19 protein-coding genes are annotated in these 16,932 nt (G+C 71.2%); 10 read left to right on the forward strand and 9 right to left on the reverse strand.

All coding sequences use genetic code 11. The features are described 5' to 3' along the window. Together L2I40_RS07195 and L2I40_RS07200 are read left to right on the forward strand one after the other, a co-directional pair. Positions 1-362: hypothetical protein (locus tag L2I40_RS07195; RefSeq protein WP_456305732.1), on the forward strand; the 362-nt coding region annotated here is incomplete at its 5' end. Then, positions 359-1,078 carry an SDR family oxidoreductase gene (locus L2I40_RS07200; RefSeq protein WP_237214210.1) on the forward strand — a complete coding sequence of 240 codons (720 nt, stop codon included), beginning with the start codon at positions 359-361 and terminating at the stop codon, positions 1,076-1,078. The genes L2I40_RS07195 and L2I40_RS07200, both read left to right, overlap by 4 nt. Before the next feature lie 9 nt (positions 1,079-1,087). Here L2I40_RS07200 and L2I40_RS07205 read toward each other — a convergent pair whose 3' ends face one another. Genes L2I40_RS07205 through L2I40_RS07220 form a run of 4 tightly spaced genes read right to left on the reverse strand, consistent with a single transcriptional unit; the run spans position 1,088 to position 4,787 of the window. Further along, positions 1,088-2,578, reverse strand: coding sequence for a tripartite tricarboxylate transporter permease (locus L2I40_RS07205; RefSeq protein WP_237214211.1), 1,491 nt, complete (start codon positions 2,576-2,578; stop codon positions 1,088-1,090). A gap of 1 nt (position 2,579) precedes the next feature. After that, positions 2,580-3,053, reverse strand: a complete 474-nt coding sequence (locus L2I40_RS07210) for a tripartite tricarboxylate transporter TctB family protein (protein ID WP_237214212.1) — start codon at positions 3,051-3,053, stop codon at positions 2,580-2,582. Further along, entirely contained in the window at positions 3,050-4,030 is a 981-nt protein-coding gene (locus L2I40_RS07215) for a Bug family tripartite tricarboxylate transporter substrate binding protein (protein ID WP_237214213.1), read from the reverse strand. The genes L2I40_RS07210 and L2I40_RS07215 overlap by 4 nt, the downstream gene beginning before the upstream one ends. Beyond that, a complete protein-coding gene (locus L2I40_RS07220; RefSeq protein WP_237214214.1) occupies positions 3,951-4,787 on the reverse strand; it encodes an FCD domain-containing protein in 837 nt (278 codons plus the stop codon). The genes L2I40_RS07215 and L2I40_RS07220 overlap by 80 nt, the downstream gene beginning before the upstream one ends. A gap of 89 nt (positions 4,788-4,876) precedes the next feature. On the opposite strand from L2I40_RS07220, the gene L2I40_RS07225 reads away from it, so the two are divergent. Together L2I40_RS07225 and L2I40_RS07230 are read left to right on the forward strand one after the other, a co-directional pair. Beyond that, positions 4,877-6,079 carry a CaiB/BaiF CoA transferase family protein gene (locus L2I40_RS07225; RefSeq protein WP_237214215.1) on the forward strand — a complete coding sequence of 401 codons (1,203 nt, stop codon included), beginning with the start codon at positions 4,877-4,879 and terminating at the stop codon, positions 6,077-6,079. Between the two features lie 13 nt (positions 6,080-6,092). Next, positions 6,093-6,899: an enoyl-CoA hydratase gene (locus tag L2I40_RS07230; RefSeq protein ID WP_237214216.1), complete on the forward strand. Its 807-nt coding sequence runs from the start codon at positions 6,093-6,095 to the stop codon at positions 6,897-6,899. On the opposite strand, the gene L2I40_RS07235 is transcribed toward L2I40_RS07230, so the two are convergent. Genes L2I40_RS07235 through L2I40_RS07255 form a run of 5 tightly spaced genes read right to left on the reverse strand, consistent with a single transcriptional unit; the run spans position 6,886 to position 12,161 of the window. Continuing rightward, positions 6,886-7,848 (reverse strand): ABC transporter ATP-binding protein, encoded by a 963-nt coding sequence (locus L2I40_RS07235; RefSeq protein ID WP_237214217.1) that lies wholly within the window; start codon positions 7,846-7,848, stop codon positions 6,886-6,888. The two genes, L2I40_RS07230 and L2I40_RS07235, sit on opposite strands and share 14 nt — an antisense overlap. Further along, positions 7,845-8,798: an ABC transporter ATP-binding protein gene (locus tag L2I40_RS07240; protein WP_237214218.1), complete on the reverse strand. Its 954-nt coding sequence runs from the start codon at positions 8,796-8,798 to the stop codon at positions 7,845-7,847. The genes L2I40_RS07235 and L2I40_RS07240 overlap by 4 nt, the downstream gene beginning before the upstream one ends. Then, positions 8,795-9,679 carry an ABC transporter permease gene (locus tag L2I40_RS07245; protein WP_237214219.1) on the reverse strand — a complete coding sequence of 295 codons (885 nt, stop codon included), beginning with the start codon at positions 9,677-9,679 and terminating at the stop codon, positions 8,795-8,797. Before L2I40_RS07245 ends, L2I40_RS07240 begins: the two co-directional genes overlap by 4 nt. Then, complete coding sequence (locus tag L2I40_RS07250; RefSeq protein WP_237214221.1) at positions 9,666-10,616, reverse strand: ABC transporter permease; 951 nt, start codon at positions 10,614-10,616, stop codon at positions 9,666-9,668. The genes L2I40_RS07245 and L2I40_RS07250 overlap by 14 nt, the downstream gene beginning before the upstream one ends. A 3-nt stretch (positions 10,617-10,619) precedes the next feature. Beyond that, complete coding sequence (locus L2I40_RS07255) at positions 10,620-12,161, reverse strand: ABC transporter substrate-binding protein (RefSeq protein WP_237214224.1); 1,542 nt, start codon at positions 12,159-12,161, stop codon at positions 10,620-10,622. A 75-nt stretch (positions 12,162-12,236) separates the two neighbouring features. On the opposite strand from L2I40_RS07255, the gene L2I40_RS07260 reads away from it, so the two are divergent. The 6 genes from L2I40_RS07260 to L2I40_RS07285 all read left to right on the forward strand — a co-directional run. Beyond that, positions 12,237-13,235, forward strand: coding sequence for a succinylglutamate desuccinylase/aspartoacylase family protein (locus tag L2I40_RS07260; RefSeq protein WP_237214225.1), 999 nt, complete (start codon positions 12,237-12,239; stop codon positions 13,233-13,235). Positions 13,236-13,263: 28 nt separating this feature from the next. Further along, entirely contained in the window at positions 13,264-14,028 is a 765-nt protein-coding gene (locus L2I40_RS07265) for a class II aldolase/adducin family protein (protein WP_237214227.1), read from the forward strand. A gap of 4 nt (positions 14,029-14,032) precedes the next feature. Further along, positions 14,033-15,337, forward strand: coding sequence for an alanine racemase (locus L2I40_RS07270; protein WP_237214230.1), 1,305 nt, complete (start codon positions 14,033-14,035; stop codon positions 15,335-15,337). Between the two features lie 57 nt (positions 15,338-15,394). After that, complete coding sequence (locus L2I40_RS07275) at positions 15,395-15,700, forward strand: DUF1330 domain-containing protein (protein ID WP_237214232.1); 306 nt, start codon at positions 15,395-15,397, stop codon at positions 15,698-15,700. Positions 15,701-15,775: 75 nt separating this feature from the next. Continuing rightward, positions 15,776-16,741 carry a Bug family tripartite tricarboxylate transporter substrate binding protein gene (locus L2I40_RS07280; RefSeq protein WP_237214233.1) on the forward strand — a complete coding sequence of 322 codons (966 nt, stop codon included), beginning with the start codon at positions 15,776-15,778 and terminating at the stop codon, positions 16,739-16,741. After that, positions 16,738-16,932, forward strand: a 195-nt coding sequence (locus L2I40_RS07285) for an MmgE/PrpD family protein (protein WP_237214235.1), incomplete at its 3' end; no start/stop codon positions are given. The genes L2I40_RS07280 and L2I40_RS07285, both read left to right, overlap by 4 nt.

The following is a 16,932-nucleotide window of genomic DNA, read 5'->3' on the forward strand; positions in this document are numbered from 1 at the left end:
CGGAGCCCGCCGGCCCCGCGGCCGAGGCCGCCCTGCTGCGTCGCGCGCTGTTCTCGGCCGCGCTGCCCGATGCCGCGGCGGCGCGGCACCTGATGCGGCTGGGCGGCGAGAGTCGCGCCGCGCTGCTGGAGGCGCAGGCGCCGCAGCCCATCCCGCCCGCCTGGAGCCTGGGGAAGCCCTGCGTCGTCTATGGCGCGCGGCGCGACGCGCTGATACCGGCCGATGCCGTGGTGCGCACCGCCGCCTGGCATGCGGCGCCCTTCCAGCTGCTCGACGGCATGGGGCACCTGATGATGCTGGATGCGGGGCGCGAGGCGCTGGCCGACCGACTCGCCGCCTGGCTGGAGGAGAGCTTCCGTTGAGTTCCATCCTGATCACGGGCGGCGCCGGCGCCATCGCCCGCGCGATCGTTCGGCGCGCCGCGGAGGCGGGCTGGCGGCCCGTGACGCTCGACCTGCGCGAGCCGGAGGACCTGCTACCGAACGAGGCGTTCGTCCCCTGCGACTTCGCCGACCTCGACGGCGCGCGTGCCGCTCTGGCCGAGGCGGTGGCGCGCCATGCGCCGACGCGGCTGGTCAACAACGTGGGCATCGTGCGCCCGGCCTCGCTCGAGGAGACGCGGGCCGAGGACCTCGCGGCGGTGATGGACGTGAACCTGCGCAGCGCGATCCTCGCCGCGCAGGCCGTGCTGCCGGCGATGCGCGACGCCGGCTTCGGCCGCATCGTGAACGTCGCGAGCCGCGCCGCGCTGGGGAAGGAACTGCGGAGCGCCTATGCGGCGAGCAAGGCCGGGCTGATCGGGCTGACGCGGACCTGGGCGCTGGAACTGGCGAGCCAGGGCATCACGGTGAACGCCATCGGCCCCGGCCCGATCGCGACCGAGCTGTTCCGCCGCGCGAACCCCGACAACAGCCCGCGCACCCGCGCCATCATCGAGGGCGTGCCGGTGAAGCGGCTCGGCACGCCCGCGGACGTGGCGCATGCCGCGGCCTTCTTCCTCGACGACCGCGCCGGCTTCGTCACCGGCCAGGTCGTCTATGTCTGCGGCGGGCTCACCGTGGGGCTGGCGCCCGCCTGACCGTCGGCCTCAGGCCGAGGCCGCGCGCGCGCCGCGGCGCATCAGCCGCGACACGACCGGCCAGAGCAGCCCGGCCGCCGTGACTGCGAAGAGCACCAGCGCGATCGGCCGGCCGAGGAAGCCGGTGACATCGTCGCCGAAGATGATCAGGCTCTGCTTCAGCGTCTCCTCCACCATCGCGCCGAGCACGAGGCCCATGATGAGCGGCGCCGGCGAGAAGCCGGCCCGGCGGAACAGGAAGCCGACCAGGCCCGCGACGAGCATGACGTAGACGTCGCCCATGGACTGGTTCGGGCCGTAAGCGCCGATCACGCTGAGCACGAAGACGGTCGGCCAGAGGAAGGCGGGCGGGATGAGGCTGATCCGCGCGAAGAGGCGCGCCATGTAGAGGCCCATCACCAGGTAGAAGACGTTCGCCGCCAGCATCGAGGCGAAGACGGCGTAGAGCAGGGTCGGCTGCTCGGTGAACAGGTGCGGGCCCGGCCGGATGCCCTGCACGATCAGGCCCGCGAGGATGATCGCCGTGGTCGCGCTGCCGGGGATGCCGAGTGCGAGGGTGGGCACCATGGAGCCGCCGACGGCGGCGTTGTTCGCGGCCTCCGGCCCGGCGACGCCCTCGATGCTGCCCTTGCCGAATTCCTCCTTGTGCTTCGACCAGCGCCGCGTCTCGTTGTAGCCGATCAGCGCGGCGGTGGTCGCGCCGAGCGCGGGGAGCGCGCCGATGAAGGTGCCGATGCCGCTGCCGATCCAGATCGAGCGCATGCACTTCTTCATCTCGGGCCAGCCCGGCACCCGGGCCGCGTCGGCGAAGACGATCTGCGCGCGGCCATAGCGTCGCGCCGCCTGGTCGAGCATCTCGCCGACCGCGAAAAGGCCGATGAGGACGGGCACGAAGCCGATTCCGTCGGACAGTTCCATGACGCCGAAGGCGAAGCGCTCGACGCCGGTCGTCAGGTCCATCCCGACCGTCGCGATCAGCAGCCCGAGCGCGGCGGCGATCAGGTTCTTCACGGCGCTGTCGCCCCCGATCGCGGCGCACATCGAGAGGCCGAACAGAGCGAGCGCGAAATACTCCGGGGGACCGAAATTGTAGGCCGCGCGCGCGAGCATGGGCGCGGCGAAGATCAGCACGACGACGCTGACGATGCCGCCGATCGCGGACGAGACGGCGGACATGCCGAGCGCGAGGCCCGCCTGTCCCTTCTCCGCCATCTTGTACCCTTCCAGCGCCGTGGCGCTGGCCGAGGGATCGCCAGGCGCGTTCACCAGGATGGCGGTGATCGAGCCGCCGAAATTGGCCGCGCAGTAGATCGCGCCCAGGAAGCAGATCGCCGGGATCGGCCCCATCGCGATGGTCATCGGCAGCATCAGCGCGATCGTCGTGGACCCGCTGATGCCGGGCAGCGCGCCGACGAAGATGCCGAGCACGGTGCCGAGCACCACCATCATCAGCACGTAAGGATCGGCCATGACGGCAAGGCCGCCGAGGAAGGCTTCCATGTCAGGTCCCGAACAGCAGGCCGCCGGGCAGCGTCAGCCGGAAGACCTTCACGAAGACGAGCCACAGCACCAGCGTGGAGGCGCCAGCGACACCGAGGAGCAGGGCCGCGCGGCGCTCGCCCCAGATCCAGCCGGTAGTGACCAGAAACAGGAAGCCGGCACCCAGCATCCCGAACAGCGCCATGGCCGGCACGAAGAGCAGGCAGCAGGCCCAGATCATCAGCGCGCCGCGGTCAGGCGCCACGTTGTCGGGATCCGGCGGCCCGGGCTCCTGCAGCGCGAGCAACAGCGCAAGGCCGAGGATGATGACGCAGATGAGGCGCGGGAACTCGACCGCGCCGAGCCCGGGCAAGCCCGGCGGCACGGGATCGAAGAAGAATGTTCCCGCGAAGGCAGCCGCCGCGACCAGCGCGACGAGCGCCGCGCTGATCCGGTTGGTGTTGCTCCAGCGGGACGGCGCCGCCGAGGGCTTCACCGCAGCAGGCCGAGCGCGGTCAGGGCCTCGCGCCCTTCCTCGTAGAAGCCGGTAAGCTGGCGGCCCCAGGCCTCGCGGCCGGTGACGCTGTCGGGCGACTGGCCGGTGTTGTCGAGATAGCCGCGGTAGATCGGCCCGGACATGGCGCGGACCAGCCCCTGCTCGAGCCGCGCGACACGATCGTCCGGCGTGCCGCGCAGCACCGCGAAGCCGCGCACCGTGGAGGCCACGGTGTTGATGCCGAGCTCCTTGCCGGTCGGCACGTTGGGGAAGCCGGCCATGCGGCGCTCCGACAGCACCATGATCGGTCGCACCTCGCCGGCGCGGAGCTGCGATTCGGCCTCAGCCGGGTTGAGCAGGCCGGCATCGATGTTGCCGCCGACGAGGTTGATCACGATGTCGCCGCCGCCGCGGAACGGCACCAGGGTCGGCTGCTGCAGCCCCGCGGCGCGGCCGAAGGCGAAGATCGCGACATGGTCCACTCCGCCCACATGCGTACCGCCGAAGCGGAGCGAGCGCGCGCGCCCGGCGGAGAGGAACTCGTCCGGGGTGCGCAGCGGGCTGTCGCGCCGCACCAGCACCATCTGCGGGTCCTCCGTCGCGCGGGCGAGCGGGATGAGGTCCGACAGCTGCGGCAGGCTGCGGTTGCGCAGCATGGTCAGCAGGTGCGTCTGGGTCATCAGGATGATGGTGTGGCCGTCGGCCGGACGGCTGGCGAGGTACTGCAGCGCCTGCGCGCCGCTCCCCGCAGTGCGGTTCACCACGGTGAATTCCTGGCCGAACTCGCCGGGGGCCGCCACCATCATCATGCGCGCGGTGATGTCGGTGCCACCGCCGACGCCGGCATGCGTCACCACCTCGATGGTGCGCGAGGGAAAGCGTTCCTGGGCGCGGAGGCTAGCGGGCGCGAGCAGCCCCGCGCCGAGCGCCGAGCCGGCCGCGAGCAGGCCGCGGCGGCCGATCATCCTGTCCGTCATGTCCGTTGTCTCCCTTCTGCGCCGCTTGCCCTGACTTGCCCGGGTGCGGCGTGCTGGTGTCCGTGGCCTGGAAGCGGCGCTTGCCGCCGGCGATGTGCGTCTCGCCGGCCGCGCGCGCCGCGGTCGCGTCGCCCGCGGCGATGGCGCGCAGGATGGCGGCGTGCTCGGCGTTGCTCTCGCGCATGTTCTCGGGCTGGACGAGGGCGCGGCGGCGGAACAGGTGCAGCTCGTTGCCGAGCTCCTCGTAGAGCCGCCGCGCGCGTGGGCCGGAGCCGAAGGCGAGCAGCGCCGCGTGGAATTCCAGGTTGGCCGCGTAGTAGGCGGGCGGCTCATCGGCCTTGCGGGCCTCGTCCATGCGCTTGACCAGCGCGCGCAGTGCCGCGACCTGCTGCGGTGTCGCGGTCTCGGCCAGCCTCGCGCAGGCGAGGCCCGTCAGCGCCGCGCGCAGGTCGTAGATCTCGAGCGCCTCGTCCGCGCTGACCTGGCGGACATAGCTGCCCTGGTTGCGGACCGCGACGACCAGGCCGCTGCGCTCGAGCCCCCGCACCGCTTCCCGCACGGGGCCGCGCGAGACGCCGAGGCGGGTGGCCAGCTGCTGCTCGTTCAGCCGCTCCCCGGCCGCCAGCGCGCCGGAGAGGATCAGCCGCTCGATCTCCTGCGCGACGAGGGAGGAGAGGGAGCGCGTGCGCACAATCTCGAGCGCGCTCTGCGCGCCGCCCGTGCTCGCCCCGGCGGTTGTCGCGGCGGTTTCCTCCATGCGCCGGACGCTGCCTCCGGCGACTGTCATCTGTCAACAGTTTGCGCCCGCCCCGGCGGATGATAAGGAAGCGACCGAAGGAGACGCCCATGCCCGACGGACACGCCCCGCAGCCTTCGACCGCCCTCTCCCGTTTCACTGTCCTCGACCTGACGCGCGTCCGGTCGGGGCCCACCTGCGTGCGCCAGCTCGCCGACTGGGGTGCCAAGGTCATCAAGATCGAGATGCCGCCCGCGCTCGACGAGGGCGATCCGATGGGCGGGCCGCGGCATGGCAGCGACTTCCAGAACTTGCATCGCAACAAGCGCGGGCTGACGCTCAACCTGAAGTCGCCGGAAGGCGTCGCGCTGCTGAAGAAGCTGGTCGAGACCGCCGACGTGGTGGTGGAGAACTTCCGCCCCGACGTGAAGAAGCGGCTCGGCATCGACTACGAGGCGCTGTCGGCGATCAACCCGCGCATCGTCTACGCCTCCATCTCGGGCTTCGGGCAGGACGGGCCCTATGCCGGGCGGCCGGGCTTCGACCAGATCGCGCAGGGCATGGGCGGTCTGATGTCCATCACCGGCCTGCCCGGCCAGGGGCCGGTGCGCGTCGGCATCCCGATCGCCGATCTCTGCGCCGGCATCTTCGCGTCGCAGGGCATCATGATCGCGCTGCTGGAGCGCGAGGTGTCAGGCAAGGGACAGTGGGTGCAGACCAGCCTGCTGCAGGCGCAGGCCTTCATGCTGGATTTCCAGGCGAGCCGCTGGCTGATGGAAGGCCAGGTCGCCAAGCAGGCCGGCAACAACCACCCGACCTCGATCCCGACCGGCGTCTTCCAGACCTCGGACGGCTACATGAACATCGCGGCCAGCGGCAACAAGATCTGGGAACGCTGCGCGCGCGGCCTGGGCCGCGAGGACCTGCTCGCCGACGAACGCTACAAGACGGCGAAGGGCCGTAGTGACCACCGCGACGAGCTGAATGCCGAGCTCGAGAAGACGACGCGCACCAACACGACCGCGCATTGGGTCGAGGCGCTGAACGAGGCCGGCGTGCCCTGCGGCCCGATCTACCGGATCGACGAGGTCTTCGCCGACCCGCAGGTGAAGCATCTGGGCATCGCGCAGACGCTGAACGGCGGGAACCGCGGCGAGGTGGCCTATGTGGGCCAGCCGATCACGCTGTCGCGCACGCCGGCCAAGATCGTGTCCCACCCGCCGGAGATCGGCGCGCACACGGACGAGATCCTGGCGGAGCTGGGACTGACCAAAGCGCAGATCGACGACCTGCGCGCACGGCAGGTTGTGTAGGGAGACTGCGACCATGGACGGGATGCTCGTGACGGGCACGGACAAGATGCTGGCCCGCAAGGCGGACGGCATCGGCTGGATGACCTTCAACAACCCCGAGCGGCACAACGCCGTGTCGATGGAGATGTGGCAGGCGGCGGAGCGCATCCTGACCGACTTCTCCGCCGACCCCGAGGTACGCGTGGTGATCGTCACCGGCGCGGGCGGCAAGGCCTTCGTCTCCGGTGCCGACATCTCGAAGTTCGAGAGCGAGCGCGCGAGCGAGGAGGCGGTGAACGCCTACCAGGCGCAGACGAAGAAGGTCTACGACCTGCTCGCCGACTGCCCGAAGCCGACCATCGCGATGATCCAGGGCCATTGCATCGGCGGCGGCACCGCGCTGGCGGTCACCTGCGACATGAGGATCTGCGGCGAGACGGCGAGCTTCGGCGTGCCCGCTGCCAAGCTCGGCCTCGGCTACCCGATCGAGGGCATCCGGCGCCTGGTCGACATCGTCGGCCCGTCATTCGCGAAGGAGATCTTCTTCACCGCGAAGCGCTGGTCGGCCGAGGACGCGCGGATCATGGGCCTCGTCAACCGCGTGGTGCCGAACGACAAGCTCGAGGAGTTCGTCGTGGATTACGCCAAGACCATCGCCGGCAACGCACCGCTGACGGTGGCGAGCGTGAAGGTCATCGTGCGCGAGGCGCTGAAGGACCGCGGCATGGCGGACGAGGCGCTGTGCGACCGGCTGGTGAAGCAGTGCTTCGCGAGCGAGGACTACATCGAGGGGCGCCGCGCCTTCATGGAAAAGCGGCCGCCGCAGTTCAAGGGGCGCTGAGCTCCTCCGGGCGCAGCGCGCCCGGGAAATGACACGCGACGCGCTGGCCGGGGGCAACCTCGGCCAGTTGCGGTTCCTCCTCCGCGCAGCGCGACACGGCGCGCGGACAGCGCGTGCGGAAGCGGCAGCCGGAGGGCGGGTTCGCGGGGCTCGGCACCTCGCCCTTCAGCACGATGCGCGTGCGGCGCTCGCTGCCCGGCTCCGAGGCGGCCGAGAGCAGCGCCTGGGTGTAGGGGTGCTGCGGCGCGGCGAAGAGGCGGTCCCGCGCGGCTTCCTCCACGATGCGGCCGAGATACATCACCGCCACCCGCGGGGCCATGTGGCGCACCGCCGCGAGGTTGTGGCTCACGAAGAGGCAGGCGAGGCCGAGCCGCTCCTGCAGGTCGCGCAGCAGGTTCAGCACCTGCGCCTGGATCGAGACGTCGAGCGCACTGGTCGGCTCGTCGCAGACGAGGAAGGCGGGCTCGGTCGCCAGGGCACGCGCGATCGCGATGCGCTGGCGCTGGCCGCCGCTGAACTCGTGCGGGTAGCGCGACGCGTGCTCCGGCAGCAGGCCGACCAGACCGAGCAGTTCCGGCACGCGGGCGCGGCGCGCCGCGCGGTCGCCGATGCCGTGGATCCACATCGGCTCGGCGATCAACTGGCCCACGGTCATGCGCGGATTGAGGCTGCCGAAGGGATCCTGGAACACGATCCCCATGTCGCGCCGCAGCGCCCGCATCGCGCGATCCGGCAGATGCGTGATGTCGCGGTCGCGGAAAGTCAGCGCGCCGGCATCGGGCTCGATCAGGCGGATGAGCACACGGGCGAGGGTGGACTTGCCGCAGCCGGATTCGCCGACGAGGCCGAGCGTCTCGCCCTGCGCGATCGCCAAGTCCACGCCATCCACCGCACGCACGCCGCCCGCGAATGTCTTGCCCAGCGCCGCCGCCTGCACCAGGGCCGTCATGCCACCTCCTGCACGCGGATGCAGGCGGCGTCGGTGCCGGACACGGTCGTGCGCAGCGCCGGTGGTCCGACCTCGCAGGCAGGAAGCGCGTGCGGGCAGCGCGGCGCGAAGCGGCAACCTTGCGGGAAGTCGGCGGGCGCGGGCACCACGCCGCCGATGGCCGGCAGCGCGCCGATCGGGCCGTCGAGCCGCGGGATCGCGGCGAGCAGCGCCTGCGTGTAGGGATGCGAGGGGCGCGCGAAGATCGCATCGGCCGCACCGGTCTCCGCCACGCGGCCGGCATACATCACGACAACGCGTTCGCAGATGTCGGACACCACGCCGAGATCGTGGGTGATCAGCAGCACCGCCATGCCGAGCTCGCGGCGCAGGCCGCGCAACAGGTCGAGGATGCCGGCCTGCACGGTGGCGTCGAGCGCGGTGGTCGGCTCGTCGGCGATGAGAAGCTTCGGCCGGCAGGCCAGTGCGATGGCGATCATCGCACGCTGGCGCATCCCGCCAGAGAGCTGGTGCGGATACTCGTCGACGCGCCGCTCCGCCGCCGCGATCTCGACCAGCTTCAGCAGAGAGATCGCTTCGCGATGCGCGCTGCGACGGTCCATGCCGCGGTGGCGGCGCAGCACCTCGGCGATCTGCTCACCCACCGTGAAGACCGGGTTCAGCGAGGCCATCGGCTCCTGGAAGATCATCGCGAGGCGCTCGCCGCGCAGGCGTTGCATCTCGCGCTCCGGCAAGGCCAGCAGGTCGCGATCCTCGAAGCGGATGCGGCCGGCGGCGCTGCCGCCCATCGGCAGCAGGCCCATGATGGCGAGCGCGGTCATCGACTTGCCGCTGCCGCTCTCGCCGACAACGCCGAGGACCTCGCCTTCGGCGATGTCGAAGGACATGTCCTCCAGCACGCGCGTGCCGCCGAAGGAGACGGCGAGATCCCGGACCGAGAGCAGGCTCATCGGATGGCCGTGCGAAGGCGAGGATCGAGCGCGTCGCGCAGACCGTCGCCCATCAGGTTGAGGCCGAGCACGACCAGCGCGATCACGACGCCCGGTGTTAGGCTGATCCAGGGCGCTTCCTGGATGAAGTCGCGCCCATCCGCGATGATGCCGCCGAGCGTCGGCGTGGGCGGCGGCGGGCCGACGCCGAGGAAGCTCAGCACCGCCTCCGCCAACACGGCCAGCGCGAAGACATAGGTCTGCTGCACGACCAGCGGCGCCATGGCGTTGGGCAGGACGTGGCGCAGCAGCACCCGGGCGGGCGAGGCGCCGATGGCGCGCGCGCCCTCCACGAAGGGGAATTCCCGCACCACCAGCACGCCGGCGCGCATCACGCGCGCGGTGCGCGGTACGTACGCGATGGACAGCGCCACGATCACGTTCAGCTCCGACGGGCCGAGTGCCGCGGCCAGCGCGATGGCGAGCAGCACCGCCGGGAAGGCCATCAGCGCGTCCATCACGCGCATCAGCGGCCCATCGGCACGCTGCCAGAACCCCGCGACAGCGCCGATCAGCCCGCCGATCAGGGCGGTCAGCAGCGCGACGCCTAGCCCGATGCGGAGGCTCACCTGGATGCCGTGCAGCGTGCGCGAGAGGATGTCGCGCCCGAAGCGGTCGGTACCGAACCAGAAGGTCTCGTCCGGCGGCCGGAAGCGCGTGCGGAAATTGTTCCGCAGCGGATCGAAGGGCGCGAGCCAGTCGGCCAGCAGGCCGCAGACCGCGACCAGCCCGAACAGCAGCAGCCCCCAGCGGAAGGACGGGTGCGCGATCAGGCGCGAGATCGCGCCGGGCGGCTTCGCGCGCTTCGCAGGCATCGGCACGGCGGCCTCAGCGACGGCCATGGCGGATCCTCGGGTCGAGCGCCGCGTACAGCAGGTCCACGATGAGGTTCACCAGGACGAAGATCGTCGCGGTCAGCAGCAGCCCACCCTGGATAACCGGATAGTCGCGCCGCTGGATGGCGCCGACGATGAGGCGGCCGACGCCAGGCAGGCTGAACACGCTTTCGATCACCACCGCGCCGCCGAGCAGCACGCCGGCCGCGATGCCGGCCACCGTCACCACCGGGATCAGCGCGTTGCGCAGCGCATGCTTGCCGATGACGATCCAGCCCGGCATGCCCTTCGCGCGCGCCGTGCGCACATAGTCCTGCCGCAGCACCTCGAGCATCGCGGCGCGCGTCATGCGCGCGAAGAGCCCCATCTGCGAGAGCGCTAGGGCGGCCGCCGGCAGCAGCATGGACCGCGCCCAGCCTGCGGGATCCTGGCTGAAGGGCACGTAGCCGCCGGTTGGCAGCCAGCCGAGCAGCACGGCGAAGACGTAGACGAAGACAAGGCCGAGCCAGAAATCCGGCAGTGAGAAGCCGACAAGCGCCGTGCCCATCGCCACGCGGTCTGCCGCCTGGCCCGCCCGCACTGCCGCCAGCACGCCGAGCGCCGTGCCGCAGACGAAGGCGATCGCGAGCGCGGTGAAGGTCAGCGAGAGGGTGACCGGCAGCCGTTCGACGATCGCCTGCGCGACGCCCTGGCGGAGCAGGATGCTCTCGCCGAGGTCGCCCCGCAGCAGCGCGCCGTACCAGCCGGCAAGCTGCTCATACCAGGGACGCGTCAGGCCAAGGCGCTCGCGCAGCCGTGCCAGTTCTTCCGCCGTCGCGGTGGGACCGGCCATCTCCACCGCGACGTCGCCGGGGACGATCCAGACGATGCCGAAGGACAGCAGTGAGACTATGGCCAGGACCGGCAGGGCCGCCAGCAGGCGGCCCGCGGCGTATCGCAGCACCCGCTATGCCAGGCTGATCCCCCACATGCGCGGGATGCGGTACGGCTTGTAGTCGCGCACCTGCGCCCGCGTCGCCTGCACGATGCCGACGTCGCCGCACTTGATGGCGATCGCCTGGTCGTACATGCGCGCCTGGAAGTCGCTGACCGCGCGCTTGCGGTCCGCCTCGGCCAGGCTGGTCGTCAGCCGCCGCTGGCAATCGTCGATCACCGGGTCGCGCGCATGCTGCACCGGCTGGTGGCCGCTGAAGAAGCCGACGACGCCATAGGGGCCTTCATAGGGTTCGATGCCCAGCATCAGCGCCCACATGTGCCAGCCGGTGCGCTGCGTGCGCTGGCTGAAGGCCGTCGGCCAGTCGGTGATCACCGTGCGGACGTTGATGCCGACGCTGCGCAGCTGCTCCGCCGCCGTGACGATGGTCGCCTGGTGATTGGAGAAGCTGGAGTCGCCCAGCATGATGATTTCCTCGTTGCGGTAGTTCGCCTCCCGCAGCAGGGCGCGCGCGCGGTCCTTGTTGTTGATGTTATAGAGCGGGCGGCCGACGTCACCGGCGAAATAGGTCGTGCCCGGATGCTGCCAGCCATGCGTCATCCGGTAGAGCCCGTCCGTGGAGATCGCCATGATCTCCTCGAGGTCGAGCGCCGCCTGCAGCGCGCGGCGGAAGACCGGGTTGTCCATCGGCGGCTGGACGTGGTTCAGCATCAGCGTCTGGAACGACCACGGCATCATCTCGTGCATGACGAGGTTGCGGTCGTTGCGCAGGCGCTGCGCGGCGGGCACCGCGATGGCTTCCAGGATCTGCATCTCGCCCGTCTGCAGGCCCGCGGTGCGCGCGCCCGCCTCCGGCACGAAGCGGATCATGATGTTCTCGATGTTCGCCACCTTGCGGCCGGCGAAGCCGTCCATGCCCTGGTAGCGCGTGTTCTGCACGTAGTCGCCGAAACGGGTCAGTCGCACATGGCTGTCGGGGCGGAACTCCAAGAAGCGGAAGGGGCCGGTTCCGATGACCTCGATCCGCGAGGCGTCCTTGCCCGCCTCTTCCTCCGGGATGATCGCGCAGGGCGCGCGGGGAGAGGAGATGCCGGCGATGAAGCCGGGGCTCGGCTCCTTCAGACGAACCACCACGGTGGTGGCGTTCGGCGTCTCGATCGCCTCGACCGGCTGCATGATGAAGGCGGAGCCGCCGACGCGGCCGTAGCGCTGCAGGCTCGCGCGGACATCCGCGCTGGTCATCCGCTTGCCGTTGTGGAAGCGCGCGTCGCGCAGCGAGAAGCGATAGGTCAGGCCGTCCGGCGACACATCCACGCCCTCTGCCAGGTCGGGCTGCGGATTGCCGGCCTCGTCGCGCGCGAACAGCGTCTCGTAGACGTGAAGGTTGATGTTGCGGCTGGCCTGCGCCGTGGTGACCTGCGCGTCGAGGCTCGGCGGCTGTGCCTGCTGCGCCATCACAACGGTGCCGCGGGCGCCTTGCGCCAGCGCTGGCTTCGCCAAGGGCAGAAGGGCGGCGGCTCCAGCAGCCAGGCCCAGATCGCGTCGCGTCAGCATCGCCGTCCCCTCTCCTTATTTGTCCGGACGATGCTAGCGTTGGGTCGCGGCAAGGTTCAATCGGGGGAATTGGCGGTGACGAACTCTCCGATCGTGGCAGAGGTGGACCTCTGGGGCACAGGTCGGCAGGTCGGCCACCTGCGCGTGCCGCAATCGCGTGACGATTCCGGCTGGGGCACCATCCAGGTGCCGATCGTGGTCGTGGCGAACGGCACCGGCCCGACCGTGCTGCTGACCGCGGGCAACCATGGCGACGAGTACGAAGGCCAGGTCGCGCTGCTCGACCTCGCGCGAAACCTGAGGCCCGAGGAGGTGCAGGGCCGCGTGATCCTGCTGCCGGCCATGCACTACCCGGCCTGTGAAGCGGGCAAGCGGCTGAGCCCACTCGACGGGCGCGACTTCAACCGCTGCTTCCCGGGCGAGCCCTTCGGCGGTTTCGCGCTGTCGCTGGCGCATTTCGTGGACAGCGTGCTGCTGCCGATCTGCGATTTCCAGATGGACCTGCACAGCGGCGGCACGGGGATGGACATCCTGCCATCCGCGGTCGGCCACATCCTGGACCATGCCGGCATGCAGGCCCGAACGCTCGCCATGGCGGACGCCTTCGGCGCGCCGATCACCCTGCTGCTGAGGGAGGTGAATGCCGGCCCGACACTGCTGGCCGCGGCGGAGAAGCGCGGCGTCGTCGCACTGTCCTCCGAGCTCGGCGGCGGCGGGCGTCTCAACCCCGCGGCACTCACGATCACGAAACGCGGCGTGCGCAACGTGCTGCGTCACGCCGGCGTGCTGGAGGGCCTGCCGGAGGTCGGCGAGTACGGCCAGTCCCGCCGCATGACCGTGCCCGACCTGGCGCATTACGTCTTCGCCCCGGTGGACGGGATCTGGGAAGCGGCTCATCCGCTCGGCACGACGGTGGAGGCCGGGGCGCCGGCCGGCTTGCTGCACCGCATCGAGGATCCGGCCGCGCCCCCCATCGCGCTGTCCTACAAGGCGACCGGGCTGCTCTGGTGCGCGCGCTTCGCGGGTCGCGTGAAGGCCGGGGACCCCGTGGCGGTCATCGCCAGGGATATGTAGGCTCGCCGCAAAGGCAGGAGGAACGCAGATGTCCGCCATCATCGAATCCCGCACGAACAGCGCGGCGGAAGAGCGCGAGTGGGAGCTGCGCTGCGACATGGCGGCCGTCTTCCGCGTCGCGGCGCGCGAGGGATGGAACGAGCAGATCGGCAACCACAACTCGCTGATGCTCCCGGACGAGAAGGAGGCGCGCTTCCTCATCAACCCCCGCGGCTACCTGTTCCAGGAGCTCAAGGCCTCCGACCTCATCGTCTGCGACCTCGACGGCCGCGTGCTGCGCGGGACGGGCGAGCTGCGGAAGGTCGCCTTCCACATCCATGCGCGCATCCACCTGCTGAACCCGAACGCGGCCTGCGTGATCCACGTGCATCCGCGCTGGCTGACCGCGCTGTCGCTGCTGCGCGACGCGGAGATGCACCTATCGCACCACAACAACCTCGCCCTCAACGACCGCATCGTCTACGACCACGAGGGCGACGAGCCGGTGCACCACAACGAGGAAGGCGACCGCATCGCGCGCTGCCTGGGCGACAAGTCGGTGATGGTGATGCGCGGGCATGGCGTGACGGTAGTCGGGCCCACGGTCGCCGACGCCTTCGACGAATGCTTCATCGCCGAGCGCACAGCGATGTACCAGATGACCGCCATGTCCACCGGCCAGGCGATGCATCACCTGCCGGAGCGGTTGCGCCGCCGCTACAACGGCCCCTGGGGCGACCGCTACGACGCGCGGCTGCACCTGAATGCGTGGCGAAGGATCCTCGACAGGGAGGAACCGGACTACAGGGCGTGATCCGATGACCGACGGCACGCCGATCTCCGACCCGCTCGCACCGCGCGACGAGGTCATTGCCGGCTTCGCGCTGGATGGCACGGTGAAGGGCGTGCCGCCCGGCGCCTCGCTCCGCCTCGACGAGGTTGCGCGCCAGGGCTGGCGGCTGCCCGACATGCCGCTGCCGCTCGCGGTCCTGCGTGTGGACGTCATGCGGCGCAATGCGCGCTGGATGGCGGAGTTCGCGCGGCGCAACGGCCTCTCGCTCTGCCCGCATGGCAAGACGACGATGGCGCCGCAGCTCTGGAACCTGCAGCTGGCCGAGGGCGCCTGGGGCATCACCGTCGCCACCGCGCACCAGCTGCAGGTCGCGCGCCGCTTCGGCGTGCCGCGCGCGATCTGGGCGAACCAGCCGGTCGGACGCATCGCCGTGGACGCGGCGTTCGACGCGATCCGCGATCCGGGCTTCGAGCTGTATGTCCTGGCCGACAGCCTCGCGGTCGTCGAGGGCCTGGCCGCGGGCGCCGCTCGCGCCGGGCTGTCCCGCCCGCTCAACGTGCTGCTCGAGGTCGGCGCGATGGGCGGGCGCACCGGCGCGCGCACGCTCGACGCCGCGCTGGAGGTTGCGCGCGCCATCGCCGCCGCGCCGGGCCTCGTGCTGGCCGGCGTCGAGGCCTTCGAGGGACTGCTGAGCGAAACGGCGCAGGTGGACGCCTTCCTCGCCCGCCTCGCCGCCACCGCCCGCGCCTGCGCGGCCGAGAACCTGTTCGGCACGAAGGAGATCCTGCTGACCGCCGGCGGCACCGCCTTCTTCGACCGCATCGGCCCGCGGCTGGCGGAAGCCGGGGAGCTCGGCCGGCCGGTCCGGCGCGTGCTGCGCAGCGGCTGCTACCTCACGCATGACAGCATGGGCTACGAGCAGGCCTATCGCCGCATGCGGAAGGAGAGCCTGACGCTCGACTATCCGCCCGGCGACCTGCGGGCCGCGATGGAGGTCTGGGCGCATGTCCAGTCCATCCCCGAGCCGGGCCGCGCGATCATCACCTGCGGCAAGCGCGACATCAGCTTCGACACCGGCTGGCCGGTGCCGCTGCGGCTGCTGCGCGGCGGCGACCTCGCCACCGCCATGCCCTTCGGCGCCTTCCACAAGGTGAGCGGCATGAACGACCAGCACGGCTACCTGATCGGGCCGGCGGACGGGCTGCTGCGGGTCGGCGACGTGGTGGTCCTCGGCGTCGGTCATCCCTGCACGACTTTCGACAAGTGGCAGGTGATCCCGCTGGTGGACGAGGACTTTGCCGTCGTCGGTGCGATCCGAACCTTCTTCTAGGGGCAGCGCGATTCGGCCGCCCGGAACGGGTCGCCTGGTCAGCGGAGGAAGCAGCGAATGCAGAAGGGCTATGTCGTCGCCGAGATCGACGTCACCGACCCCGAGACCTACAGGCAGTACATGCCGCTCGCGCAGGCGGCGATCGCGGCGCATGGCGGCCGCTATGTGGTGCGCGGGGGAGATCCGCAGGCGCTGGAAGGCGAACGCGCGCCTCAGCGCTTCGTCGTGCTGGAGTTCGACAGCCGCGAGAAGGCGGAGGCGTTCTACCGGTCCGCGCAATACCAGGAAGCAGCAGCCGTCCGGCTCAGATCCTCGAACAGCCGCGTGTTTCTGCTGACCGGAGCGGCCTCACCGACGGGCTGACGGCGCCGTGCAACGGCGGTCGAGGGCGCAGCGCCCCCTGTATCGCAGACGAAGACGAACTCCAGAGGCCTTCACATGACCCGCTCCATCGCCCGACGCGCCGCCCTGGCCCTGCTCGCCGCACCTGCGATCGCGCGCGCGCAACCGCGCACGATGCGCCTCGTCGTGCCCTTCGCGCCGGGTGGGCTGACCGACATCCTCGCCCGCGCCTGCGCCGAGCAGCTCCAGGCGCGCAGCGGCCAGCCGGTGGTGGTGGAGAACCGCGCCGGCGCCGGCGGCAACCTGGCGGCGGAGGCCGTGGCGCGCGCCGCGCCGGACGGCACGACGCTGCTGGTCGCGACACAGGGCATCATCGCGATCAACAAGGCACTGTTCGCGCGCCTGTCCTACGATCCCGACACCGACTTCACCGCCATCGCGATGCTGGCGCAGCAGCCCAACCTGCTCGTCGTCTCGCCGCGCGCGCTGCCGGAGGTCACCAACGTGGCCGAGCTGATCGCGCGCATCCGCGCGACGCCGGGCGGCATGGCCTATGGCTCGAACGGCGTCGGCTCCTTCACGCATCTCTCCATGGAACTGTTCCGCAGCATGGCGGGCGTCGAGATGACGCATGTGCCCTATCGCGGCAGCGCGCCGCTGCTGACCGACATGGTCGCGGGCACGATCGGGGTCGCCTTCGACGGGCTCGCGACCTCGGCGCCGCAGGTGCGCCCGGGTGGCGCGCTGCGCGCCATCGGCGTGACCAGCGCGCAGCGCTTCCGGGCCATGCCCGGGGTGCCCGCCGTGGCCGAGACGCTGGCCGGCTTCGACGCCAGCCCCTGGTATGGCGTCTTCGCCCAGTCCGCGCTGCCTGAGCCCGTGCTCGCGGGGTTGGAGGCGTCGTTCCGCGCGGTGCTGGAAAGCCCGGCCTGGGCCGCGGTGCTGGCGCAGCGCGAGGCCGATGCCATGCCGCAGGGCCGCGCCGCGCTGGCGCCGCTGATTGCGCGCGAACGGCAGGTCTGGCGCGAGGCGGTGCAGCGTTCCGGCGCACGCGCCGAGTGACGTTTTCGCCTATCATCGCCTGGGCGCAGCACGGGCCGCCCGAGGGCAGCGAGGCGGAGCGCAAGGCGCGGCGGCTGCTGCTCGACAGCCTGGGCTGCGCGCTGGCCGGGCTGCGCCATCCGCGCGTCGCGGCCTTCGCCCGGGCGATGCAGGTCGCGTTCCCGGGCGAGATCGCGCTGGCCGGCGCACGC

Origin of the sequence: Falsiroseomonas oryziterrae, assembly GCF_021864505.1 — a bacterium.
In the GTDB taxonomy this organism is placed as follows: Bacteria; Pseudomonadota; Alphaproteobacteria; order Acetobacterales; family Acetobacteraceae; genus Falsiroseomonas; species Falsiroseomonas oryziterrae.

What these genes read in the sequence shown, in the direction of transcription:
- L2I40_RS07205 (WP_237214211.1), bottom strand. Translation starts at nt 2,578, where the DNA reads ATGGAAGCCTTCCTCGGCGGCCTTGCCGTCATGGCCGATCCTTACGTG.
- L2I40_RS07215 (WP_237214213.1), bottom strand. Translation starts at nt 4,030, where the DNA reads ATGACGGACAGGATGATCGGCCGCCGCGGCCTGCTCGCGGCCGGCTCG.
- L2I40_RS07220 (WP_237214214.1), bottom strand. Translation starts at nt 4,787, where the DNA reads ATGGAGGAAACCGCCGCGACAACCGCCGGGGCGAGCACGGGCGGCGCG.
- L2I40_RS07225 (WP_237214215.1), top strand. Translation starts at nt 4,877, where the DNA reads ATGCCCGACGGACACGCCCCGCAGCCTTCGACCGCCCTCTCCCGTTTC.
- L2I40_RS07230 (WP_237214216.1), top strand. Translation starts at nt 6,093, where the DNA reads ATGGACGGGATGCTCGTGACGGGCACGGACAAGATGCTGGCCCGCAAG.
- L2I40_RS07235 (WP_237214217.1), bottom strand. Translation starts at nt 7,848, where the DNA reads ATGACGGCCCTGGTGCAGGCGGCGGCGCTGGGCAAGACATTCGCGGGC.
- L2I40_RS07240 (WP_237214218.1), bottom strand. Translation starts at nt 8,798, where the DNA reads ATGAGCCTGCTCTCGGTCCGGGATCTCGCCGTCTCCTTCGGCGGCACG.
- L2I40_RS07245 (WP_237214219.1), bottom strand. Translation starts at nt 9,679, where the DNA reads ATGGCCGTCGCTGAGGCCGCCGTGCCGATGCCTGCGAAGCGCGCGAAG.
- L2I40_RS07255 (WP_237214224.1), bottom strand. Translation starts at nt 12,161, where the DNA reads ATGCTGACGCGACGCGATCTGGGCCTGGCTGCTGGAGCCGCCGCCCTT.
- L2I40_RS07265 (WP_237214227.1), top strand. Translation starts at nt 13,264, where the DNA reads ATGTCCGCCATCATCGAATCCCGCACGAACAGCGCGGCGGAAGAGCGC.
- L2I40_RS07270 (WP_237214230.1), top strand. Translation starts at nt 14,033, where the DNA reads ATGACCGACGGCACGCCGATCTCCGACCCGCTCGCACCGCGCGACGAG.
- L2I40_RS07275 (WP_237214232.1), top strand. Translation starts at nt 15,395, where the DNA reads ATGCAGAAGGGCTATGTCGTCGCCGAGATCGACGTCACCGACCCCGAG.
- L2I40_RS07280 (WP_237214233.1), top strand. Translation starts at nt 15,776, where the DNA reads ATGACCCGCTCCATCGCCCGACGCGCCGCCCTGGCCCTGCTCGCCGCA.